19 protein-coding genes and 1 riboswitch are annotated in these 21645 nt (G+C 66.7%); of the genes, 9 read left to right on the top strand and 10 right to left on the bottom strand.

Annotation, left to right across the window (positions count from 1 at the left end):
• Positions 1 to 33 precede the first annotated feature (33 nt).
• Positions 34 to 2001 carry an ATP-dependent zinc metalloprotease FtsH gene (gene ftsH / locus WK25_RS24775; protein ID WP_059546992.1) on the bottom strand — a complete coding sequence of 656 codons (1968 nt, stop codon included), beginning with the start codon at positions 1999 to 2001 and terminating at the stop codon, positions 34 to 36.
• A 404-nt stretch (positions 2002 to 2405) separates the two neighbouring features.
• Here ftsH and WK25_RS24785 point away from each other — a divergent pair, with 404 nt between their 5' ends.
• The gene (locus WK25_RS24785) at positions 2406 to 4070 is read left to right on the top strand and encodes an acid phosphatase (protein WP_069243012.1); all 1665 of its coding nucleotides are present in this window, start codon (positions 2406 to 2408) and stop codon (positions 4068 to 4070) included.
• Between the two features lie 159 nt (positions 4071 to 4229).
• Here the strand turns inward: WK25_RS24785 and WK25_RS24790 are convergent, their stop codons facing one another.
• The gene (locus WK25_RS24790; RefSeq protein WP_069243013.1) at positions 4230 to 6095 is read right to left on the bottom strand and encodes a phosphoenolpyruvate carboxykinase (GTP); all 1866 of its coding nucleotides are present in this window, start codon (positions 6093 to 6095) and stop codon (positions 4230 to 4232) included.
• Between the two features lie 745 nt (positions 6096 to 6840).
• Positions 6841 to 8427 carry an isocitrate lyase gene (locus tag WK25_RS24800; RefSeq protein ID WP_040139878.1) on the bottom strand — a complete coding sequence of 529 codons (1587 nt, stop codon included), beginning with the start codon at positions 8425 to 8427 and terminating at the stop codon, positions 6841 to 6843.
• 405 nt (positions 8428 to 8832) lie between these two features.
• Between WK25_RS24800 and WK25_RS24805 the strand changes: the two genes are divergently transcribed.
• The 5 genes from WK25_RS24805 to WK25_RS24825 all read left to right on the top strand — a co-directional run bounded on the left by WK25_RS24805 (position 8833) and on the right by WK25_RS24825 (position 14003).
• Complete coding sequence (locus tag WK25_RS24805; RefSeq protein WP_040139880.1) at positions 8833 to 9363, top strand: YbaK/prolyl-tRNA synthetase associated domain-containing protein; 531 nt, start codon at positions 8833 to 8835, stop codon at positions 9361 to 9363.
• Positions 9360 to 9998: a helix-turn-helix transcriptional regulator gene (locus WK25_RS24810; RefSeq protein ID WP_040139882.1), complete on the top strand. Its 639-nt coding sequence runs from the start codon at positions 9360 to 9362 to the stop codon at positions 9996 to 9998. Before WK25_RS24805 ends, WK25_RS24810 begins: the two co-directional genes overlap by 4 nt.
• A gap of 56 nt (positions 9999 to 10054) precedes the next feature.
• A complete protein-coding gene (locus WK25_RS24815; RefSeq protein WP_069243014.1) occupies positions 10055 to 11029 on the top strand; it encodes a threo-3-hydroxy-L-aspartate ammonia-lyase in 975 nt (324 codons plus the stop codon).
• A gap of 130 nt (positions 11030 to 11159) precedes the next feature.
• Positions 11160 to 11393 (top strand): hypothetical protein, encoded by a 234-nt coding sequence (locus WK25_RS24820; protein WP_069243015.1) that lies wholly within the window; start codon positions 11160 to 11162, stop codon positions 11391 to 11393.
• A 145-nt stretch (positions 11394 to 11538) separates the two neighbouring features.
• A riboswitch (cobalamin riboswitch) is annotated at positions 11539 to 11731 on the top strand.
• A gap of 343 nt (positions 11732 to 12074) precedes the next feature.
• The gene (locus WK25_RS24825; RefSeq protein ID WP_069243535.1) at positions 12075 to 14003 is read left to right on the top strand and encodes a TonB-dependent receptor domain-containing protein; all 1929 of its coding nucleotides are present in this window, start codon (positions 12075 to 12077) and stop codon (positions 14001 to 14003) included.
• Positions 14004 to 14061: 58 nt separating this feature from the next.
• Here WK25_RS24825 and WK25_RS24830 read toward each other — a convergent pair whose 3' ends face one another.
• Positions 14062 to 14700 carry a LysE family translocator gene (locus WK25_RS24830; RefSeq protein WP_069243016.1) on the bottom strand — a complete coding sequence of 213 codons (639 nt, stop codon included), beginning with the start codon at positions 14698 to 14700 and terminating at the stop codon, positions 14062 to 14064.
• Between the two features lie 115 nt (positions 14701 to 14815).
• Between WK25_RS24830 and WK25_RS24835 the strand changes: the two genes are divergently transcribed.
• Together WK25_RS24835 and WK25_RS24840 are read left to right on the top strand one after the other, a co-directional pair.
• The gene (locus tag WK25_RS24835; RefSeq protein WP_040139890.1) at positions 14816 to 15277 is read left to right on the top strand and encodes an Lrp/AsnC family transcriptional regulator; all 462 of its coding nucleotides are present in this window, start codon (positions 14816 to 14818) and stop codon (positions 15275 to 15277) included.
• 64 nt (positions 15278 to 15341) lie between these two features.
• Entirely contained in the window at positions 15342 to 15752 is a 411-nt protein-coding gene (locus WK25_RS24840) for a VOC family protein (protein ID WP_040139892.1), read from the top strand.
• Positions 15753 to 15915: 163 nt separating this feature from the next.
• On the opposite strand, the gene WK25_RS24845 is transcribed toward WK25_RS24840, so the two are convergent.
• The 4 genes from WK25_RS24845 to WK25_RS24860 form a co-directional block, all read right to left on the bottom strand.
• The gene (locus WK25_RS24845; RefSeq protein WP_040139894.1) at positions 15916 to 16266 is read right to left on the bottom strand and encodes a copper-binding protein; all 351 of its coding nucleotides are present in this window, start codon (positions 16264 to 16266) and stop codon (positions 15916 to 15918) included.
• A 36-nt stretch (positions 16267 to 16302) separates the two neighbouring features.
• Positions 16303 to 17040: a DUF2182 domain-containing protein gene (locus tag WK25_RS24850; protein ID WP_264162586.1), complete on the bottom strand. Its 738-nt coding sequence runs from the start codon at positions 17038 to 17040 to the stop codon at positions 16303 to 16305.
• A 50-nt stretch (positions 17041 to 17090) separates the two neighbouring features.
• Positions 17091 to 17735 (bottom strand): DUF1326 domain-containing protein, encoded by a 645-nt coding sequence (locus WK25_RS24855; protein ID WP_040139899.1) that lies wholly within the window; start codon positions 17733 to 17735, stop codon positions 17091 to 17093.
• Between the two features lie 217 nt (positions 17736 to 17952).
• On the bottom strand, positions 17953 to 18201 hold the full coding sequence (locus WK25_RS24860; RefSeq protein WP_069243018.1) for a hypothetical protein: 249 nt from the start codon (positions 18199 to 18201) through the stop codon (positions 17953 to 17955).
• A 390-nt stretch (positions 18202 to 18591) separates the two neighbouring features.
• Between WK25_RS24860 and WK25_RS24865 the strand changes: the two genes are divergently transcribed.
• Positions 18592 to 19971, top strand: a complete 1380-nt coding sequence (locus tag WK25_RS24865) for an MFS transporter (protein ID WP_069243019.1) — start codon at positions 18592 to 18594, stop codon at positions 19969 to 19971.
• A 110-nt stretch (positions 19972 to 20081) separates the two neighbouring features.
• Here the strand turns inward: WK25_RS24865 and WK25_RS24870 are convergent, their stop codons facing one another.
• Both WK25_RS24870 and WK25_RS24875 read right to left on the bottom strand, forming a co-directional pair.
• Positions 20082 to 20330: a hypothetical protein gene (locus tag WK25_RS24870; protein WP_069243020.1), complete on the bottom strand. Its 249-nt coding sequence runs from the start codon at positions 20328 to 20330 to the stop codon at positions 20082 to 20084.
• On the bottom strand, positions 20327 to 21592 hold the full coding sequence (locus WK25_RS24875) for an alkaline phosphatase family protein (RefSeq protein ID WP_069243021.1): 1266 nt from the start codon (positions 21590 to 21592) through the stop codon (positions 20327 to 20329). The genes WK25_RS24870 and WK25_RS24875 overlap by 4 nt, the downstream gene beginning before the upstream one ends.
• Positions 21593 to 21645 lie beyond the last annotated feature (53 nt).

Here is a 21645-nt window from a genome sequence, read left to right on the forward strand (position 1 = left end):
GCCCCACCCGGTGGCTGCCGGAAGCTTCGCGCTTCAGCGCTCGGGCTCGTGCGGCCGTCCGTATGCGGCGAAATCGCGCTCGACCGCCGACGCCCGTTCCGGCGCATTCGCACTCGTGCAGGCTGCGGGATCGGCCGGCGAGCGCGCGGATTCCGGCTCGACACGCCCGTCGATCAGCGCCTGCAACGCATCGCGTTCGAGCACCTCGCACGCGAGCAGCCGCCGCGCGAGCCGTTCGAGCACGTCGCGGCGTTCGCCGAGCGTCGCCGCGACGCGTGCATGCGCGTCCGTCAGCAGCGTGCGCACCTCGTCGTCGATCATCCGCGCGGTGTGCTCGCTGCAGCGGCCCTCGCCCGGATGCCACACGCCCGGCATGCCGGTGCGCGCATCGCCGTCGTCGATGCTCACCAGGCCGATCTTCTCGCTCATCCCGTACTGCATGACCATGTGGCGCGCCAGCGCGGTTGCACGTTCGAGATCGTTCTGCGCGCCCGTCGACACGTCGCCGAACACGAGCTCTTCGGCGACGCGTCCACCTAGCAGCGCGTCGATCCGGTCGAGCAGCTCGCTGCGACGCAGTACGTAACGGTCCTCGATCGGCACCTGCTGCGTGTAGCCGAGCGCCGCGACGCCGCGCGGAATGATCGATACCTTCTTCACCGGATCGCAGTGCACGCGGCTTTCCGCAACGAGTGCATGGCCGGCTTCGTGATACGCGATCGTCAGTTTCTCCTGCGCGTTCATCACGCGGCTCTTGCGTTCGAGGCCCGTCAGCGCACGATCGATCGCCTCGTCGAAGTCGTCCATCCCGACCGCCGGCTTGCCGAGTTCGGCCGCATGCAGCGCGGCTTCGTTGACGACGTTCGCGAGATCGGCGCCGACGAATCCCGGCGTGCGCGACGCGAGCTCGCCGAGATCGACGTCGGCCGCGAGCTTCACGCGCTTTACGTGCACGCCGAGAATCTGACGGCGGCCGTTCACGTCGGGACGGTCGATCGCGATGTGGCGGTCGAAGCGGCCCGGACGCAGCAGCGCCGGATCGAGGATTTCGGGCCGGTTCGTCGCGGCCATGATGATCACGCCGGAGCCGGCCTGGAAGCCGTCCATTTCGACGAGCAACTGGTTGAGCGTCTGCTCGCGCTCGTCGTTGCCCGACATCGGGCCGATGCCGCGCACCTTGCCGAGCGCATCGAGCTCGTCGACGAACACGATGCACGGCGCCTTCTGCTGCGCCTGTTCGAACAGGTCGCGCACCCGCGCCGCGCCGACGCCGACGAACATCTCGACGAACGCCGAGCCGCTGATCGTGAAGAACGGCACGGCCGCCTCGCCGGCCACCGCGCGCGCGAGCAGCGTCTTGCCGGTACCCGGCGCGCCGACGACGAGCACGCCCTTCGGAATCTTGCCGCCGAGCCGCTGATAGCGATCGGGATTGCGCAGGAACGCGACGAGCTGCTGCAGCTCGGCCTTCGCTTCGTCGATGCCCGCGATGTCGTCGAACGTGATGCCGGTTTCCTGCTGCACGTACACGCGCGCCCGGCTCTTGCCCATCCCGGTAAAGTCCTGCAGCCCGCCGCGCCGGCGCACCATCAGGTTCCAGATGAACACGAACGCGACGAGCGGCACGAGCCACGATGCAAGCGCCGTGATCCAGCCGGTATCGGACGTGCCGTGGAAACGAATTCCGGCGGCGCTCAGCGAGTCGATCAGTTGCGGGTCCGTCACGCGATTGGTCGCAAAGCGCGGCGGCGCGCCGTCGTGCTTCACGGCCGCAACTTCGGACGCCGGCAGCAGCGCGCCGGCTTGCGGCATCTTCAGCGTGCCGGTGATCGCCGTCGAACCAATCTCGAGATCGTCGACGAGCCGCGCGGCGACGAGCCGATGGAAATCGCTGTACGCGATCATCGTCGACGCCGGACGCAGCATCAGCAACTGCGCGGCGAACAGCACGAAGAAGCCCGCGGCGATCAGCAATCCTGCGTAGTCGAATTTCCTGTCCATGGCATGACATCGGGCCGGCCCGTACACGCGCGGGTGGCGGCGCGCGGCAGCGCCCGCCGCGCGCGCACGCAATGGCTGCACACTGCCGCTGCCGCGTTTCATCGCATGAATGACAGCGCGAACGTGCGACCGGCGCGCCGTTCGCGGCGGACCGTGCACTGCGACGCGCAGCCCACGCTTTCAGTCTAGTTCGCGCGTGCGCGTCGCGCATCGTCTGACCAACGGCTTTGATCGGCACTGCGGCCCGCGTTATAGTCGCGTTCGTGACAGTTTTGTGACAAGCGGCGCCGCGCCGGGCATCGCATCGCTCGCGCCGCCGGTTGTTGCGCCCCGTTCCGGTCCCGGCACGCGCGAACACGCTGCCGCGCATCGAACGACAACCGCCCATTCGAGGAGCACACGACGTGAACGACACCCCCGATCGCCCCGACGAGCTGCCCGCCGATCCCGACCGCCGCCGCATGCTCGGCGGCCTCGCCGCGCTCGGCGCGGGCGTCGCGCTGGGCGGCTGCGAGACCACGCCCGGCAGCGCGCCGCGGTCCGCTGCCGACCTGCGGCTCGACGAAGCGCTGCGGCGGCAGGTGCGCCACATCGTCGTGATCTATGCGGAGAATCGCAGTTTCGCGAACCTGTACGGCGACTTTCCGGGCGTCCAGTATCCGTTGAGCGACGTGCGGCCCGAGCATGCGCAGCAGCTGGATCGCGACGGCAAGACGCCGCTGCCGGTGCTGCCGAAGATCTGGGGCGGTCTGGTGCCGCAGGCGCAGGAAGTGGACGGCAAGCGCTACGCGATCGCGGAGCGCGACATCGACAAGCTGCCGAACGCGCCGTTCCGGATCGCCGACGCGCAGGGCAAGCCGCTGCCGAACGGCGTGATCACGCGCGATCTGTGGCATCGCTTCTACCAGAACCAGATGCAGATCGCCGGAGGCCGCAACAACCAGTTCGCCGCATGGGCCGATTCGGGCGGCCTCGTGATGGGTCACTACCGCAATTCCGCCGACACGCTGCGACTGTGGAATCTCGCGCGGCAGTACACGCTGTGCGACAACTTCTTCATGGCGGCCTTCGGCGGTTCGTGGCTGAACCATATGTTCCTGATTTCCGCGCAGCCGCCGATCTATCCCGACGCGCACAAGCATCCACACGCGGCGAAGCTGTTGTCGAAGGTCGACGGCGACGATCCGGCCGGCACGCGCCTCGCGCTCGCCGCCGATTCGCCCGCGTCCGCGCTCGACGGCCCGCCGAAGTTCGCGGTGGACGGGCCGCTCACACCGGACGGTTACGGCGTGAACACGATGGCGCCGCCGTATCAGCCGAGCTACGTGCCGCCGCCCGATCCCGGCAACGCCGCCTATGCGGATCCGTCCGACCACCGCGTGATCCCGCCGCAAGTCCACGCAACGATCGGCGATCGCCTGTCGGAAAAGAACGTCGACTGGGCGTGGTACAGCGGCGCGTGGCAGTACGCGCTCGAGCATCGCGACACGGGCACGGTGCCGGATTTCCAGTACCACCATCAGCCGTTCAACTACTTCGCGAACTATGCACCTGGCACCGAAGCGCGTCGCAGGCACCTGCGCGATGCAGGCCTCGGCGACGAGCCGTCGACCAATCGCTTCATCGCGGACATCGACGCGGGCCGCCTGCCGGCCGTCGCGTTCTACAAGCCGCAAGGCAACCTGAACATGCATGCCGGGTACGCGGACGTCGAATCCGGCGATCGCCACATCGCGCACGTGATCGAGCGGATTCGACGCGGCCCGCAGTGGGCGAACACCGTGATCGTGATGACGCACGACGAGAACGGCGGCTGGTGGGATCACGTCGCGCCGCCGGTTGGCGATCGCTGGGGCCCAGGCTCGCGGATTCCGGCACTCGTGATCTCGCCGTTCGCGAAGAAGGGTTACGTCGATCACACGATGTACGACACGAACTCGATCCTGCGCTTCATCAGCCGCGTGCACGGGCTCGCGCCGCTCGACGGTGTGGCCGCGCGCGACAAGGCATTCGCGTCGCGCGGTGCGACGCCGCCGGGCGACCTGACGAACGCGCTCGACCTCGGCTGACGCACGACGGGCGTACGCTCGCCTTCAACGGCAAGGGCGCCGCCGCGGTGCAACGCGGTCGCCCCTGAGCATCGCGCAAGCGAAAACGTCCCGCGCCGGCCATCGAAGCCGGCGCGGGACGTCCCCGCCGCGTTCAGGTCGTGAGCCCGATACTGCCCGTCACGCGCCGATACGCTGTTCGATCTTCTTCATCGTATCGGTAAGCTCGGTCGGCAAACGCAGCTTCAGCGTGTCGAACAGCGCTGCGTGCAGCTTCAGTTCGTCGCGCCATTCGTCGGCATTCATCGACGTGACCGCATCGAACTGCTCGCGCGTGAAGTCGAGCCCGTCCCAGTGCAGGTCGTCATACGCGGGCGACACGCCGAACGCGTGTTCGCCACCGCCGCCATTGGCTTCGAGACGATCGAGCATCCACTTCAGCACGCGCATGTTCTCGCCGAAGCCCGGCCAGACGAACTTGCCGTTCGCGTCCTTGCGGAACCAGTTCACGCAATAGATCTTCGGCAGTTTCGCGCCCGCGGCTTCGAGCTGCTTGCCGAGCTTCAGCCAGTGCGCGAAATAGTCGCTGACGTTGTAGCCGCAGAACGGCAGCATCGCAAACGGGTCGCGACGCACGATGCCCTGCTGGCCGACGGCCGCGGCGGTCGTCTCCGAGCCCATCGTCGCGGCCATGTACACGCCTTCGACCCAGTCGCGCGCTTCGGTCACGAGCGGCACCGTCGTCGAGCGGCGTCCGCCGAAGATGAACGCGTCGATCGGCACGCCCGCGGGATTCTCCCAGTCCGCGTCGATCGACGGGCATTGCGACGCAGGCGCGGTGAAACGCGAGTTCGGATGCGCGGCCTTGCGGCCGGTCTCCTTGCCGATTTCGGGTGTCCACGGGTTGCCCTGCCAGTCGGTGAGCTTCGCGGGCGGCGTGTCGGTCAGGCCTTCCCACCACACGTCGCCGTCTTCGGTGAGCGCGACGTTCGTGAAGATCACGTTCTCCTTCAGCGTCGCGATTGCGTTCGGGTTGGTCTTCACGCCGGTCCCCGGCGCGACGCCGAAGAAGCCCGCTTCCGGGTTGATCGCATACAGGCGGCCGTCGCGGCCCGGTTTCAGCCATGCGATGTCGTCGCCGATCGTCGTGACCTTCCAGCCGTCGAAGCCCTGCGGCGGAATCAGCATCGCGAAGTTGGTCTTGCCGCACGCGGACGGGAACGCCGCCGCGACGTGATATTTCTTGCCGGCCGGCGACGTCACGCCGAGGATCAGCATGTGTTCGGCAAGCCAGCCCTCGTCGCGGCCCATCGTCGACGCGATGCGCAGTGCGAAGCACTTCTTGCCGAGCAGCGCGTTGCCGCCGTAGCCCGACCCGAAGCTCCAGATTTCGCGCGTGTCGGGGAAGTGCACGATGTATTTCACCGGATTGCACGGCCACCGCACGTCCTGCTGGCCCGGTTCGAGCGGATGACCGACGCTGTGCACGCACGGCACGAAATCGCCGTCCTCGCCGAGCACGTCGTACACGTCGCGGCCCATGCGCGTCATGATCCGCATGTTCACGGCCACGTACGGGCTGTCGGACAGCTCGACGCCGATATGCGCGATCGGCGAGCCGAGCGGCCCCATCGAAAACGGCACGACGTACAGCGTGCGACCGCGCATCGAGCCGCGGAACAAGCCGTTCAGCGTGTCGCGCATTTCGCCCGGCGCGATCCAGTTGTTGGTCGGGCCGACGTCGTCGGGCGAGTCGGTGCAGATGAACGTGCGATCTTCGACACGCGCGACGTCGGACGGATCGGACTGCGCGAGATACGAGTTCGGGCGCTTCGCCGGGTTCAGGCGAATCAGCGTGCCCTGATCGACCATCGCCTGGCACAGCGCGTCGTATTCTTCCTGCGAACCGTCACACCAGACGACGCGCTCGGGCTCGGTGAGCGCCGCGATGCGCGACACCCAATCGATGAGCTTGCGATGTTTGACGAATGCCGGGGGAGCGATCAGCGGGCCGTGCGTCGCTTCGGCCAAAGAGATTTGCGACATGGAAATGTCTCCAGATTATTGGGCGGGGATGGAGGATGCGGGGCGGGCCCGCGAGATGCGGAATGCGGTCGGAGCGCAGGTTGAAGCGACGCGCAACACGGGACGCGCGAACGGTGCGCGTGTCGATGCCGCGATGCGGGCGAGAGAATGTGATGTCTCGTATAAGCGAGCGAACGCGAGTTTCGCCATGCAAGCAACCTGCCGTACAACGCCATGCCGGCCAGCATACCATCGCCGTTATTGGGCGGGCGTTGCGTTGCAACAAGAAACAACTGTGACGACGTATCGGCACGCGCGTTGCAGACAAGTCCTTTTTACTGCATCCACGCGCACGCTTTGGGGACGAATCCGGCGGGACGGCCGTGCGGCAAGGCTTTCGGGGCGACGGAAAAATTGGCGTCATGGATGCGCACGCGACACACGCGAATGCGTGCGGAGCGAATTGGCGTTTTCGCTACTCAGGCAAACCCTGAATTAGGTTGCGTACACAAACATCTGTCGCGAAGCACCGCGTACGGCACCGCTCAAAACGGCGCACCGGGCAATCCGGGGTAATACGCGCTCGGCGATTTCAACGTCGATGAACGGCGTCGCGCGCTCGCGCGGAGCACTGCACGTGCGGTCGATTTCGACGCGACCTCCGTGACCGCGACGAGCCGGCACGTCGTAACGCCGCCGCGACTGCCCGGATGGAAAAACGCCAACCCGTGATTAACGGATTGGCGTCGTGCCGCAGGTCGGACGATTACGCGAACTGATTCATCGTGTTGTCCTTGCCAGCCGCCTTCAGCGCTGCTTCGCCGCTGAAGTATTCCTTGTGGTCGTCGCCGATATCCGAGCCGGACATGTTCTGGTGCTTCACGCACGCGATGCCCTGACGGATTTCCTTGCGCTGCACGCCGGCCACGTAGCCGAGCATGCCCTGGTCGCCGAAGTATTCCTTCGCGAGGTTGTCGGTCGACAATGCGGCCGTGTGATACGTCGGCAGCGTGATCAGGTGATGGAAGATGCCTGCTTCACGCGACGCATCGGCCTGGAACGTGCGGATCTTCTCGTCGGCGATTTTCGCGAGTTCCGTGTCGTCGTACTCGACGCTCATCAGGCGTGCGCGGTCGTACGCCGACACGTCCTTGCCCTCGGCCTTCATCGCATCGTAAGCCTGCTGACGGAAGTTCAGCGTCCAGTTGAACGACGGGCTGTTGTTGTACACCAGCTTCGCGTTCGGAATCACCTTGCGGATTTCGCGAACCATGCCGCCGATCTGCGCGATGTGCGGTTTCTCGGTTTCGATCCACAGCAAGTCGGCGCCGTTCTGCAGCGACGTGATGCAATCCAGCACGCAACGCGCCTCGCCCGTGCCCGCGCGGAACTGATACAGGTTGCTAGGCAGGCGCTTCGGACGCAGCAGCTTGCCGTCGCGCTTGATCACGACGTCGCCGTTGCCCAGTTGATCGGCCGACAGTTCTTCGCAATCGAGGAACGAGTTGTATTGATCGCCCAGGTCGCCCGGCGTGTTCGTCACGGCGATCTGCTTGGTCAGGCCGGCGCCGAGCGAGTCGGTACGTGCGACGATGATGCCGTCGTCCACGCCCAGCTCCAGGAATGCGTAGCGGATCGCGCGGATCTTCGCGAGGAAGTCCTCGTGCGGCACCGTGACCTTGCCGTCCTGGTGGCCGCACTGCTTCTCGTCGGACACCTGGTTCTCGATCTGGATGCAGCATGCGCCCGCTTCGATGAACTGCTTCGCGAGCAGGTAGGTTGCTTCGGCGTTGCCGAAGCCGGCGTCGATGTCGGCGATGATCGGCACGACGTGCGTCACGTGGTTGTCGATCTTTTCCTGGATCGCGGCCTTCGCGGCAGCGTCCTTCGCCGCATCGAGCTCGCGGAACAGCCCGCCCAGCTCGCGTGCGTCGGCCTGGCGCAGGAACGTGTACAGCTCGCGAATCAGTGCGCTCACCGAGGTCTTCTCGTGCATCGACTGGTCCGGCAGCGGGCCGAACTCCGAGCGCAGCGCGGCGACCATCCAGCCCGACAGGTACAGGTAGCGGCGTTCGGTGCTGTTGAAGTGCTTCTTGATGGAGATCATCTTCTGCTGACCGATGAAGCCGTGCCAGCAGCCGAGCGACTGCGTGTACTTGGAAGGATCGGCGTCGTAGGCGGCCATGTCCGCGCGCATGATTTTCGCGGTGTAGCGCGCGATGTCGAGGCCCGTCTTGAACTTGTTCTGCGCACGCATGCGCGCCGCATACTCGGGATTGATCGCATTCCACGCGCTGCCGTAGGTTTCCTTCAAAGCAGCCACTGCGTTGATGTCGTCTTGATATTGGGACATGTCTATCTCCTGGGAACGAAGCGCATTTGGGTAAAGAGTTCAGCGTGCCCGCCGCGTGTGACGAGGCGAACTGCATGGACTCAATACTAACGCCGGTCATCGCGGTTTCGAACGAGTCTTATATAAGACATAAGATATAAATTTCTCTTGTTTTTCAATGAGATAAGCGCGCCTTTTTGCGATGCAAAACAGGTTTTCAAGCGGCGGAAAGGCCGTGCGTCGCGAATCGCCGCTGCATTCCGCGATATGAAACGGCCTTTCGGCACTCGAAGAAACGACAGCTTTCGCGGCCCCGGCATTGTCTTTGCCACGGTCATGACAAAACGTCTATACTTGGACAATTCTTCGAACCCAAACCGGTCCGCCGCGCATTGCGAGGCGCCGCTCCTCCCGCGAGGCCCCCCGATGAGCGACTACCCCGTTTTCGATGCGCTGTGCGACCTGCTGGCGACCGCCAGCGCGCGCTTCCGGGTGCTCGAGCACCCGGCCGAAGGCAAATCCGACGTGATCGCCGCGATCCGCGGCACGCGTCCCGAGCAAGGCGCGAAAGCGATGCTCTGCACGTTCAAGGACGGCGGCGACGCCACCGCGCTCGCGGTGATCCCCGGCCATCTGAAGATCGATTTCCGCAAGGTCGCCGACGCGGTGGGCCGCCGCAAGGCGACGCTCGCGCCACCGGAACTCGCGGCCGCGGTCACGGGCTGCGTGATGGGCGCCGTGCCGCCGTTCGTGTTCGACGCGAACGTGACGCTCGTCGTCGATCCCGCGCTGATCGAACTCAATGACGAAATAGCGTTCAACGCGGGCCGGCTCGATCGTTCGATCGTGCTCGATGCATCCGACTACGTGCGGATCGCGCGCCCGCTGCTGGCCGGCATCACCCGGCCGCAAGCCGTCGACGCGAACCCCACGCGCGCGCTCGAGGCCGACGCATGACCGCGCCCAGCCCGACGCCGCAATCGGAACAGGCGTCGCTGATCGAGCAGGTGCTGCGCATCGCCGAAGGCCTCGGTGCGATGCTCGCGCCGTTCACCGAGGTGGTCGTGCACGACCTGCGCACGCCCGAGCACGCGATCCTCGCGATCCACAACAACCTGTCTGGCCGAGCGATCGGCGACCCGGCGACCGAACTCGGGCTCGCGCGCATCGCCGACGACAACTTCCCGCAGGTGCTCGCGAACTACGCGAACCGCTTCGCGGACGGCCGCACCGCGAAGAGCACGTCGGTCGGGATCAAGGATTCGAGCGGCCGCTACGTGGCCGCGTTGTGCCTGAACGCGGACATCACGCTGTTCCGCGGCTTCCAGGGAATGCTGAACCAGTTCTGCAGCATCGACGGCGTGCCGGTCGCGGAAACGCTCGATCCGGCCGGCGCGGATGCGATCCGGCAACGCATCGACGCATTCGCTACGCGCCTCGCGACCACACCGCGCGAATTGAAGACCGATCAGCGCCGTGCGCTGATGCAGACGCTGAAGGCGGACGGTTTCCTCGACGTGCGCCGCGCGATGGAGATCGTGTCGCAGCATCTCGGCGTATCGCGCGCCACCGTATACAACGATGCAAAATGACGCGTGCCCTCGGGCCGCCCCGCTTACCTGTTGACTGACCTTCCGACGAGCGACTCATGCACACTCCGCCCCTCCCTACCTATGACGACGTCGCGGCCGCCGCGACACGGCTCGAAGGCCACGCGCACCGCACGCCCGTGATGACGTCGCGGACGATCGACGAAGCGCTCGGCGCGAAGGTTTTCTTCAAGTGCGAAAACCTGCAGCGCATGGGTGCGTTCAAGTTCCGCGGCGCATTCAACGCGCTGTCGCGCTTCGACGCAGCGCAGCGCCGACATGGCGTCGTCGCGTTCTCGTCGGGCAACCATGCGCAGGCGATCGCGCTGTCGGCGCGCATCCTCGGCATCCCGGCGACGATCGTGATGCCGCAGGACGCGCCGGCCGCGAAAATGGCCGCGACACGCGGCTACGGCGGCAACGTCGTCACATACGACCGCTATACCGAGGACCGCGAGCAGATCGGCCGCGAACTCGCGGAGCGGCACGGGCTCACGTTGATCCCGCCGTACGACCACCCTGACGTAATCGCGGGCCAGGGGACGGCCGCGAAGGAGTTGTTCGACGAAGCCGGTCCGCTCGACGCAGTGTTCACGCCGCTTGGCGGCGGCGGCCTGCTGTCCGGCACGGCGCTCGCGACGCGCGCGCTGTCGCCGCACGCGAAGCTGTACGGCGTCGAGCCGGAAGCCGGCAACGACGGGCAGCAATCGTTCCGGTCCGGGTCGATCGTCCACATCGACACGCCGCGCACGATCGCCGACGGCGCGCAAACGCAGCACCTCGGCAACCTGACGTTCCCGATCCTGCGCCGCGACGTCGACGACATCCTGACCGCGACCGACGCGGAACTCGTCGACTGCATGCGCTTTTTCGCAACCCGCATGAAGCTGGTCGTCGAGCCGACCGGCTGCCTGTCGTTCGCGGCCGCGCGCCGGATGAAGGACGAACTGAGAGGCAAGCGCGTGGGCATCGTGATCAGCGGCGGCAACGTCGATCTCGAGAACTTCTGCGCGCTCGTCTCGGCGCACGCATGACCGGCGCGGCGCGCCGATGACGCGATGAAGCCCGCGTCGTCCGTGCGCCGCCGCTCCTTTACGCCGCGTTAAGTTTCGCGCCCTACACTGATTGCATCATCCCGCAGTCGGTCGTGAAGAAGGAGCCATCATGAACACGCACGCGATCGTCGCCGCCGCTCTCGCGACAGCGTCCATGCCGACGTTCGCTCAACCGCATGTCGCGTCATCCGTTTTTTCCGCCGCGGCGCCGCGCGACCACGTCGAGCAGGCTGCCGGTCACTCATCCGCAGGCCTCGTGCTCGCGAAGATCGATCAGAACAATTCGCCGCCCGATCGCGGCGGCGATCCTGGGGGCCGCGCGCACGCCGGCATGCATATGTAGTGCTGCAGCCGCCGACGCGCCGTTTCATCAGACATGAAACGCGCGCTGCACGCGCAAAAGAACGGTTGTGGGAAGCGTTGCCCGCACACTGACGTTTTTTCGCACCCCGTTCCCACCGGCAATTGACGCGCGCAAGCGCTCGCCATTACGCTTGCGCGCTGATGGTTCCCGACAACGGGATTAAAAGGGAACGCAGGGAGGCCATGCCTCGAATCTGCGGCTGCCCCCGCAACTGTAAGCGGCGAATCCGCGCCACCGCACGCCACTGGGATACCGGGAAGGCAGGCGCGCATAACGACCCGCGAGCCAGGAGACCTGCCATCGACCCGAGGTCCAAGCAGCCGCACCGGGCGGGGTGTCCCGGCGCGCCAGGCACCGCCTTTGGCGGTTGCCCCCGTTGCATGGACGGCCCGACCTCAGGACCCTTCAGATGTCCATTCTTTTCGTAATCGCTTGCGCGCCGCAGGCGTTGCACCGGCGCGTCGCCCGCCCACGCGGTCGAGGCGCGCCCATGTTCGGCGCCGCGGCACCGGCGTCGCCCGGCGCGTGGCCCACGCACGATGACGACACGCGGCGCCCACGCCGTCACATTCCGCGATGATGCGCCAGCCCGCCGCGCGCGCCGCCGCGCGCCCCGCTTACGCTCGCCGTACCCGCAACACGATCACGTTTCGCTGCCTCATGAACCTTCGCCACTTTCTCGCCACGTCCGCCGCCACCGCGCTGCTGGCTCCGCTTGCCCACGCCGCCGGCGACGCGGCGCCCGCACAGCCGTCGCCGTCCGCGGACGCCCCCACCCTGCCGACGATCAGCGTGACCGACACGCGGCACCTGCCAGAGTCGTTCGATCAGCGCTATGCGACGACGCAGGTGCTCACGCGCGCCGATCTCGAGCGGCTGTCGCCGAGCGATCCGAGCATCACGCAGGCGCTGGCGACGTTGCCGGGCGTGACCGTGTCGCAGAGCGGCGGCCCGGGCTCGTCCGCGTCGGTGAGCATCCGCGGCTCGTCCGCGAGCCAGGTTGCCGTATTCATCGACGGAATCCGGATCGGCTCGCCGACCACCGGCGTCGCGCCATGGGCAGACCTGCCGACCGAAGCATTCGAGCGCGTCGAGGTGATTTCGGGGCCGGCGGCCGCATCGTTCGGCGCGAACGCGATGGGCGGCGTCGTGCAGTTGTTCACGCGCCGCGCGGCCGGCCAGCCGAACCAGACCACGGCGTCGTTCGGCGGCGGCTCGAACAAGACCTTCGACACGCAGCTGCGCACGTCGGGCACCGTGCCGTCGACCGGGCCGCTCGCCGCGCTCGGCGGGCTCACGTATGCGCTCGGCCTGCACGACTACAACACGGCCGGCATCGATTCGACGCGGCCCGTGCTGCCGTACCACGAGAACGGCCGCAACCCGTATCACGCACAGGATCTCGACGCGCGTCTCGGCTACGCGCGCGACAACTGGTCGGTGTCGACGTTCGCGCTGTATCACCGCTCCGACCTGTCGTTCGACAATGCCGGCTTTGCGAACCGCGAGCTCGATCATCAGCTGACGACCGGCATCGCGTTCCATCTCGACATCACGCCCGACACGCAGTTCGACCAGTCGTTCGGTTTTGCGAACGACCGCCAGTTCCTGTACGCGAGCGATCCGGCCATCCCGACCGACCAGATCAACTCGCAGCGCATCAGCACGTCGACGTCGCTCACGCACCAGGAGCGCGGCCTCCATCTGTTCGGCCTGCCGCTGTCGGGTGAGACGAAGCTCGCGTACGACTTTACGCGCGAACAGGCGTTCCTGCCGGTCGACGTGCCGGACGGCGTGCCGACCCGCAACGATTCCGCATTCTCGCTGCATCAATCGGCCACGCTCGGCAGCGTGACGATGTTCGTCGCGGGCCGTCACGAAATCATCGCGGGGAAAGCGGTAAACACCGGCAACGCGGCGCTTTCGTGGGCGATCACGCCGGTGTACACGGCGCGCGTGTCTTATGGCAACGCGTTCCGCCTGCCGTCATTCAACGACCTGTACTACCCCGGCTATGGCAATCCGGACCTGAATCCGGAGCGCAGCAATACGGTCGAGGCCGCGCTCGACGCGAACACCGCGTACGGCACGTTCAGCGCCGCGATCTACGACACGCGCGTGAGCAACCTGATCGCGTACAACCCCGCGACGTTCTCGCCGATCAACATCGGCCGCGCGCATATCCGCGGAATCGATCTGTCGTACAAGGGCGCGATCGGCCGTTCGACGCCCGTCAGCGTCGCGATCGGGATTCTGAATCCGCAGGACGAAACCAACGACAGCTGGTTGAGCCGCCGGCCGCGGCAGACCGTCAGCGTCAACATCGACCACACGTGGGACGAGCTGAAGCTGCACGCGCTGAGCACGGGCGCGTCGCTGACCTACGGCGGCACGACGTTCGACAACCCGGCCAACACGATGTATCTGCCGTCGTACCTGACCGTGAACCTGCGCGCGTCGTACCGGATCAACTCGCGTCTGACGGTGTCCGCGTCGCTGTCGAACCTGTTCGACCGTCAGTACATGACCGCGTACGGGTACAACACGCTCGGCCGCACCGCATTCGGCAAGGTCAGCTACACGTTCTGACGCGCGCCGCGCACGCGTCGGCGCCCGCCATCACGGGCGTCGACGCCGCACCGGTGCATCAGGCGCCCACGACGCCGCGCACGCCCGCGACCAGCTGGATCGCGCCGAACCCCGCAATCACGACGGCCGAGGCGCGCGACAGCCCGTGCATGAACGCCAGCGACATCTTCATGCGCAATGCGGCGGTCGCACTGCTCAGGCACAGCCACCACGTGGCCGACCCCACGAACACGCCGGCGACCATCAGCGCGACGGTCGGCCCGATCGTGCCGTGCTGCGGGCCCGCCAGCGGGCCAAGCGCCGCGAAGATCCCGACGAACGACAGGATCGTCATCGGGTTCGACAGCGTCAGGCCGAACGTCGTGAAGAAATCGCGCAGCACGGTGGTGCGCGCCACGTCGCGCCGTGCCGCCGCTGCCGCCGGCGCCTGTCGTGCGATGCCCGCGGCCAGCCACACGAGAAACGCACCGCCGCCGATCTTCAGCACGACGGTCAACATCGGAAACGCCGTGACGATGCCCGCGACGCCGAGCGCGCCGAGCAGCCCGTAGATCGCGTCGGCGCACGCGGCGCCGATGCCGGTCGCAAAGCCCGCCTGGAAACCGCGGCTCAGGCTGCGCTGGATGCACAGCATGCCGATCGGCCCGACCGGTAATGCGATCGACAACCCGATCACGACGGACTTGATGAACAGCATGGCCGGCTCCTCGCGACATGCAATGACTCGAACCGTTATCGTAGGGAAAGTCCGGTCGCCGCTGAACGCGGTTTTTAAGGAAAAATGGCCGCTTCACCTTAAAAGCTCCGCCACGATGGACGAACTCGACTGGAAGATACTCGCGCAATTGCAGACCAACGGCCGCATCAGCTATACGGAACTGGCACGCCAGGTCCACCTGTCGGTGCCGGCGGTGACGGAGCGTGTGAAGCGTCTCGAAGCGGCCGGCGTGATCGACGGCTACACGGCGCGCGTCAATCCGGCCGCGGCCGGCTACCCGGTGAGCGCGCTGATCGGCATCACGGTGCCGCAACCGGCGAAGGCCAAATTCCTGAAACTGCTGGAAACGATCCCCGAAGTGGTCGAGTGCCATCACGTGACCGGCGCGGATTCGTACGTGATGCGCTTCGTCGCCGTCAGCATGACGCATCTGGAGCAACTGATCGAACGCATCAACCTGTACGGCGAAACGCGCACGTCGATCGTCATGTCGACGCCGCTTCCCGCGCGCGGGCTCGTGCGTCCGGCCGCGGCGGGCAAAGCATCGCGGGCGTGACAGGACGCCCCGCTCTGCGCGATGCTGTGCAATGCGCACCTTGCACGAACCGGATACCCTTGCCATGCCAGTCATCGGACTCAATCATTACAACCTGCGCGCGGACCGGGCGACGCTCGACACGCTGCGCGATTTCTACGTGGATGTCGTCGGCCTTGAACCCGGCTATCGGCCGCCGTTCCAGAGCGCGGGCTACTGGCTGTATGCGGGCGAGCACGCCATTCTGCATCTGTCGGAAGCGCGGCCCGGCGAGGTGCGGACGTCGCACGCGGTCAATACGTTCGACCATATGGCGTTTTCATGCGAAAACGCGGCGGCGATGGAACGGCGGCTCGCCGACGCGCGGGTCCGGTACTCGCGCACCTACGTGCCGCTCACGCGACAGCTCCAGCTCTTTTTCACCGACCCGGCCGGGAATGGTATCGAGTTGAATTTTGCGCGGCCGGAAGACATTTCCGGCGACGATGCGGGTTAGCGCCGCCGCCTCGCGTATATCGGTCGCGGTCACATGCCGCGCTTGCGCGGGCCGCAGGACGGCCCGCGAATATCGCGGCGGCCGGCCCGAGCCGAAGCGATGCCGCCGTATGCGGCGACTCGACTCCGCGTGCACACGCACGGCGGCCGCGACGCCGATCGAATCACCGTTGCTTCACGAGCTTCACGATCGTCAGCGCGCCGTTCACGCGCTCGATCCGCACCTTGACCTTGTCACCCGCATGCAGCGACTCGATCATCGCCGGGTCGCCGGCCTTGAACGTCATCGTCATCGGCCCCATGCCGACGTTCGCGAGCGGACCGTGTTTCAGCGTCAGCGTCCGCTGCACCGCATCGATCCGTTTGACTTCCGCATCGGTCAACGCAGCATCGGGCGCCGATGCCTTCATGTCGCCCATGTTCATGTCGGACATGCCGCCGGCCGCGCGCACAGGCATGGCCAGCGCAACGGCCATCATGCCGAGCACGGCGACAGCAACGCAGCGAATCTTCATGGAGTCATCCCGACCTGGCAATGACGAACGCGATCGTCAAACCAGCAACGTCGCGATCGCCCACACAATCAGCACGCTGCCCAGCGCACGGCCGACCTGCTCGCCGCCAGGCAGCACTTTTTCGACGAGCACGATAAGCGATAACGCAACGATCCACACCACGTTCATCACGCCGCCGACGAACAACAGCGCCATCAGCAGCCAGCAACAGCCGACGCAATAGGCGCCGTGACGCACGCCGAGCACGAAGCTACCGGCCGCACCCGGGCGCGCATACATGGTAAGAAACCGCACCGGCGACCGGCACTGACGCAGGCATGCGCGTTTCAACGGAGAAAACTGATAGACGCCGGCCAGCGCGAGGACGAACGCGGAAAGCGCGGCGCTCTTGGACCACAGCATCATCCCGGAGATCAGGCCGGCCGGCTGCAGCAGCATCTGCATCGCGGCCGCGCCGGCAGAGAACGCGAGCCATGCGACCAGATATCCGGCCAGCAGCAACGTCGACGCGATCGCCGCGCGCGATCCGTCCGTACCGCGATACCGCAGCACACGCCGGTACAGCAGCACGAGCGGCGCCGCGCCGGGTGTCATCATCGCGATCATCATCACCCACCACATCATGACCACGGTGGCCGGTGACGGATCCATCGCGCCTGCGTCGTCGGCGAGCCGATGCGGGAACAACGCGAGCGCCGTCATGTCCGTCGCCGACATGCCGGTGCCGGCGCCCGTCCAAAGGTATGCGCAGCACACGCCGACCAGCGCCGCCATGCCGAGCAGCGTGACGATACGCTCACGCCGCAGAACGTCGTCGAGCACGATCACGCGACGGCGCGATGCCGGATCAGCCCGTGGTTGTTCATGTGCAGCCGTGCGAACTGCGCATAAGTGCGCTCGAGATCCAGTTCGATGTGGCCGCGCGAGCGGCCGGTGCCCGAACCGATCTCCGCCAGCTCGTATTCGAAGCCGTGCGGCAGGTCGATGCGTGCGCGATGCTCGGCGCCCGTCACCGGATTGCGGATCGGTTCGCCGACGAGGTCGAACACGCCGTCGACGCTGATCCGGCCGCGCCGCGCATCGACATCGACGTCGAAGTCGATCTTCGCGAAGATCGGCTCGTAGGCCTGTTCGAGCGTCGACGCGAACACGGCGAACATCGTCGCAAATGGATCGGTATCCTGACCGGTCATGATCTTCAGCACGGCGTCGCATTGCGCGGGGCTCGCGCGTTCGTCGACGATCGGCTGGCAACGGCCGCGGCCTTCGTGAATCGCGCCCGGCCACTGGAACACGACGGCGATCCGCACGCCGTCGAGCACCACGTCGCCGTAATGGCCGCTGTCGATCGAAATCGCACCCATCGCTTCGCAGTGGCCATGCGTCGGCAGCGAATTGAACTGGCAGGGACAACCGTATGAACAATTGCAGTTGATCAGCTCGGTTCCCTGAATCTCCCACGGTGTCATGGCATCACCTCGCGCGATCGGTGGCACGTAACGCTTCGAATCTAGTGCACCGCACAGCCGAAAGCAAAGTACGCCTTCCGTGCCGGTCGGCGGGCGAGGGTTCGCGCTGGCACGGGCGTGTTGCCCATGCGGATTGAGACGTGCGGGCTCGCGGCACTGCCGCCCTGCGTCCTGCACCGTCGCGCCGGCGCTCTCGCAACGGCTGGCCGCCTCGCGATCAACCTTGTTTCTTCGGCGCGCGTGCGACGGCAAACCATGCCATCACCGCGCCCGCGACCCACGCGCAGGTGAGCAGCAGGTCGAAATCCATCATCCCTTCGAAATTGGCGGTGTTCTCGAAGCTGCAATACCGGCTGCCATGGAATTCGATGCAGCCGCTGACGATCCACTGGACGTGCATGAACACGTGATAGAACGCGAAAGTCGAAGCGATGATGGCGACGCGCAAGCGTACGGGCGTTTTCATTCGGCGTCGAAGGTGATGGACGGAGCTGGGCTGACGCCGATCTTATGACAGCGACGTCGCATCACGCAATCGGTCGCGCGCAAATCATCGGACACACAACCATGCGCGCGCCACGCCATCGGCATAAACCCGATGAAAAACCATCCCATATCCTCACACGATCGCGCTCGTCGTCGATTCCGCATGCGCCATGCATTCCGGAGATAGCCGTCGGCGTCCGGCATACGTGCGGCATGACGGACGACGGCTTTCGCGCCGGCCAGCATCCGTGTGCATCGGCCCGGCCGCGCGGGCATGACGTTTGCACCGCGTGCTGCCCTCTCCTGCTGACACGACGCTGGCAGCAGCCGACGCGCAAGGTTGCAGGATTGCCCGACGAGGAATGTCGCCATGACCCGTACCCGAGACCGCGTGGACCCTGTCTTCGAATGCCGAAACGTGACATTGCTGACGCTGTGCATCGCCGTGCTCGTCGCGCAGATCGACACGGCCGTCGTCAATCTCGCGACGCGCGCAATAGGCTCATATTTCCATGCAGGCGTCGGCGCGCTGCAATGGGTCGTCGACGGCTACAACCTCACGTATGCCGTTCTGCTGCTCACCGGAGGGCTGCTCGCCGACCTGTACGGCCGGCGCCGCATCTTCATCGCGGGTACGGCCGTGTTTACGACTGCGTCGCTGGCATGCGCGCTCGCCCCGTCGGTGCCGGTGCTGATCGCCGCACGCGCGCTGGCCGGCGTCGGCGCGGCGCTGTTGCTGCCGGCGTCGCTCGCGATCATCCGCGTCGTGTGGTACGACCCGGTCGAGCGCGGCCGCGCGCTCGGCGTCTGGGCCGCTTGCAACGGCGTCGCGATGGCGATCGGTCCGACACTCGGCGGCCTGCTGATCCGGCACTTCGGCTGGCGCAGCATCTTCTTCGTCGTGGTCCCGCTGAGCATTGCGGCGATGCTGCTCGCGATGCCGGCCGTGCCCGAGTCGTCCGACCCGCGCGGCCGGCATTTCGACGGCGGCGCGCAGGTTGCGGGCGCGGTCGCGCTCGGCACGCTCGCGTATGCGGCGATCGTGTTCCGCGAGTCGCCGCTCGCCAGCGCGATCGCGGGCGGAGCCTCGATCGCGTCGCTAGGCGCGTTCATCGCGATCGAGCGGCACCACCGCGACGCCGCCCTGGTGCCGCTCGAGCTTTTCCGGCTCGGCGCATTTCGCGGCGTGATCGCCGCGACGACCGGCATGACATTCGGGATGTACGGCGTGCTGTTTCTGCTGCCGTTGACGTGGCAAAGCACCGGCCGGCTCGATCCCACCGGCGCGGGCCTTGCGCTGCTCCCGATGGCGCTCGTGTTCGTCTCGGTGTCGCCGTGTTCGGGGTGGCTGTCGGAGCGAGTCGGCACGCGGGCGACGACGGCCGGCGGCGTCGCCGTGATCGCGAGCGGGCTTGCGGTGATCGGCGCGTCGGCTGCGTCTCGGAGCCTGTTCGGCGCAGAAATCGGCCTCGCGTTGACCGGACTCGGTATGGGCGTGGCGACGGGTCCGTTGATGACCGTCGCGGTCGGCTCGGTGGACTCGGCGCGCTCGGGCACAGCGAGCGCGCTCGTCAACGTCGCGCGGATGATCGGCGCGACGCTCGGAATCGCCGTGCTCGGCACGCTGTTCGCGGTCGCGCACGGCGGCGCCACCGGTTTGCGCGCCGCGATGTTCACCGGTGCGGCGGTTCAGCTCGCCGGTGCGGCAAGCTCCGCCGTCAGCGTGCAGCGCGCGCGGCAGTCCGCATGATCCGTTGAGAGCGGATGCGCCTTTGGCGTATGTCGTTTGCGGGGGGCGGCGGTCAACAGTCGGCCATTCGCCGCCGATCATCGAGCCTCAACACGCAGCGAGTTGCGTCGTCAGCTATGCTTCCCGCCGTGTCTGCGCCGCCGATGTGCATCGCGCTCCTGCCGCAGCACGGGCATCAGTTCCGCGATGTACTGCCGCGCCTGTCCGCGCGTGACGATCTCGCTGAAGCGCTGATGTGCCTTCGCGTGCCCGACGAGCGCCGCATGCGCCTTCTTCAGAATGTGCAGATACGCGATCAGGCTCGTGCCGTCGCGCACGGGCAGCGCATCGCGCGGGTCGGCAGTCGGTGGCGTCGTCATGATCCGATCCTCGCGGGACAGTCGGTGCGGCACGTCGCGGTGACGAGCGACAGCAGGTCGTTCGCCGCCCGATCGCGCTCCGTCAGCGGCGCGAGACCGAACAACCGCCCGAGCGTCGCGACGATCGAGCTGTGATCGTACGGCGTGTGATCGACGTGAGCGGCAGCGACCCACGGCGACACGACGATCGCCGGCACGCGCACCCCATACACGTCGAATTCGAATCCGCTCGCGTTCAGCGTCGCGCCCGCGCCATCGTTGGGCGGCGGCGCTGCGCCGGGCGCGACCGAATCGTAGAAGCCGCCGTGCTCGTCGTAGACGACCACGAACAGGCTGCTGTCCCACACCGGTGAATTGCGAATCGCGTCGTACACGCGTGCGACGAGCTGGTCGCCGCCGGCGAGGCCGTCCATCGGATGATGCGAGCTGCCGTTCCGGTAAGTGCCGTGCACGATGTCGCCGTAGCCCGGTTCGATGAACGTGTAGCGCGCGGTATAGCCGGCCGCGAGGTCGGCTTCGAAGTGGGACAGGTCGTCGACGTCGAAGAAGCTCACCCCCTTCAACGATGCGACCTGCGGCACGTGGCCGAGTGGATCGCCGGACTGGTCCTGGTAGATGCGCCAGTTGTCGTCGCCGAGCGCCGCGAAGATCGAGCCGTTCGGATAGCGGAAACCGTCAAACGCATCCCATCCCGCCATTTCTTCCTTCGTCGGCGAATGGTCGAGCCCGGCCGACGACGCACCGTGCAGGAAGAAGCGGTTCGGCCACGTCGGCCCCGGCATCGATGCATGCCAGCGGTCGCACAACACGAACGCGTTCGCGAGCGCATAGAGTGACGGCGCCTGCGTGCGGACGTCGGCGCCCTGCATGATCGTGCCGAGCGCACCCGGCTGCGGCGGCGCGCCTTCGGAATGCGACGTCGCGTAATTCGACACGAATCCGGAGTTGTCGACGCGCGGATAAGGCCGCCCTTTCACGAACGGCACACCGGCGCCGCACAACTGTTCGAGCACGTCGTCGAATTCGTGGCATGGATCGGTGGGCATCCGGTCGGGCGCGCCGCCGCCGAACGGATAGACGGCGCCGCCGTACGCGTTGCTGTCGTGCGGCGACGCGGCCGTGATGTTCGCGATGCCCGACAGAGCGAACAGATGATCGAACGAGCGGTTCTCGAGCATCAGCACGAACACGTGCTTGATCCGGTCCTGAACCGGTGGGGCCGCGGGAACCGAAGAAGATGCGGGGGCTGCGTCTGCACTCATGGCGCCTCCTGGCGTCGCGCGACGGATGTCCGGCTGGCAACATCGCGGCGGCA

The sequence above is a fragment of the Burkholderia latens genome (assembly GCF_001718795.1).
Taxonomy (GTDB): Bacteria; Pseudomonadota; Gammaproteobacteria; order Burkholderiales; family Burkholderiaceae; genus Burkholderia; species Burkholderia latens_A.

Bases quoted from the DNA above. Each gene is read 5' to 3' on its own strand.
- ftsH (WP_059546992.1), bottom strand. From the start codon at position 2,001: ATGGACAGGAAATTCGACTACGCAGGATTGCTGATCGCCGCGGGCTTC.
- WK25_RS24790 (WP_069243013.1), bottom strand. From the start codon at position 6,095: ATGTCGCAAATCTCTTTGGCCGAAGCGACGCACGGCCCGCTGATCGCT.
- WK25_RS24800 (WP_040139878.1), bottom strand. From the start codon at position 8,427: ATGTCCCAATATCAAGACGACATCAACGCAGTGGCTGCTTTGAAGGAA.
- WK25_RS24805 (WP_040139880.1), top strand. From the start codon at position 8,833: ATGAGCGACTACCCCGTTTTCGATGCGCTGTGCGACCTGCTGGCGACC.
- WK25_RS24810 (WP_040139882.1), top strand. From the start codon at position 9,360: ATGACCGCGCCCAGCCCGACGCCGCAATCGGAACAGGCGTCGCTGATC.
- WK25_RS24815 (WP_069243014.1), top strand. From the start codon at position 10,055: ATGCACACTCCGCCCCTCCCTACCTATGACGACGTCGCGGCCGCCGCG.
- WK25_RS24820 (WP_069243015.1), top strand. From the start codon at position 11,160: ATGAACACGCACGCGATCGTCGCCGCCGCTCTCGCGACAGCGTCCATG.
- WK25_RS24825 (WP_069243535.1), top strand. From the start codon at position 12,075: ATGAACCTTCGCCACTTTCTCGCCACGTCCGCCGCCACCGCGCTGCTG.
- WK25_RS24830 (WP_069243016.1), bottom strand. From the start codon at position 14,700: ATGCTGTTCATCAAGTCCGTCGTGATCGGGTTGTCGATCGCATTACCG.
- WK25_RS24835 (WP_040139890.1), top strand. From the start codon at position 14,816: ATGGACGAACTCGACTGGAAGATACTCGCGCAATTGCAGACCAACGGC.
- WK25_RS24840 (WP_040139892.1), top strand. From the start codon at position 15,342: ATGCCAGTCATCGGACTCAATCATTACAACCTGCGCGCGGACCGGGCG.
- WK25_RS24845 (WP_040139894.1), bottom strand. From the start codon at position 16,266: ATGAAGATTCGCTGCGTTGCTGTCGCCGTGCTCGGCATGATGGCCGTT.
- WK25_RS24850 (WP_264162586.1), bottom strand. From the start codon at position 17,040: ATGGCGGCGCTGGTCGGCGTGTGCTGCGCATACCTTTGGACGGGCGCC.
- WK25_RS24855 (WP_040139899.1), bottom strand. From the start codon at position 17,735: ATGACACCGTGGGAGATTCAGGGAACCGAGCTGATCAACTGCAATTGT.
- WK25_RS24860 (WP_069243018.1), bottom strand. From the start codon at position 18,201: ATGAAAACGCCCGTACGCTTGCGCGTCGCCATCATCGCTTCGACTTTC.
- WK25_RS24865 (WP_069243019.1), top strand. From the start codon at position 18,592: ATGACCCGTACCCGAGACCGCGTGGACCCTGTCTTCGAATGCCGAAAC.
- WK25_RS24870 (WP_069243020.1), bottom strand. From the start codon at position 20,330: ATGACGACGCCACCGACTGCCGACCCGCGCGATGCGCTGCCCGTGCGC.
- WK25_RS24875 (WP_069243021.1), bottom strand. From the start codon at position 21,592: ATGAGTGCAGACGCAGCCCCCGCATCTTCTTCGGTTCCCGCGGCCCCA.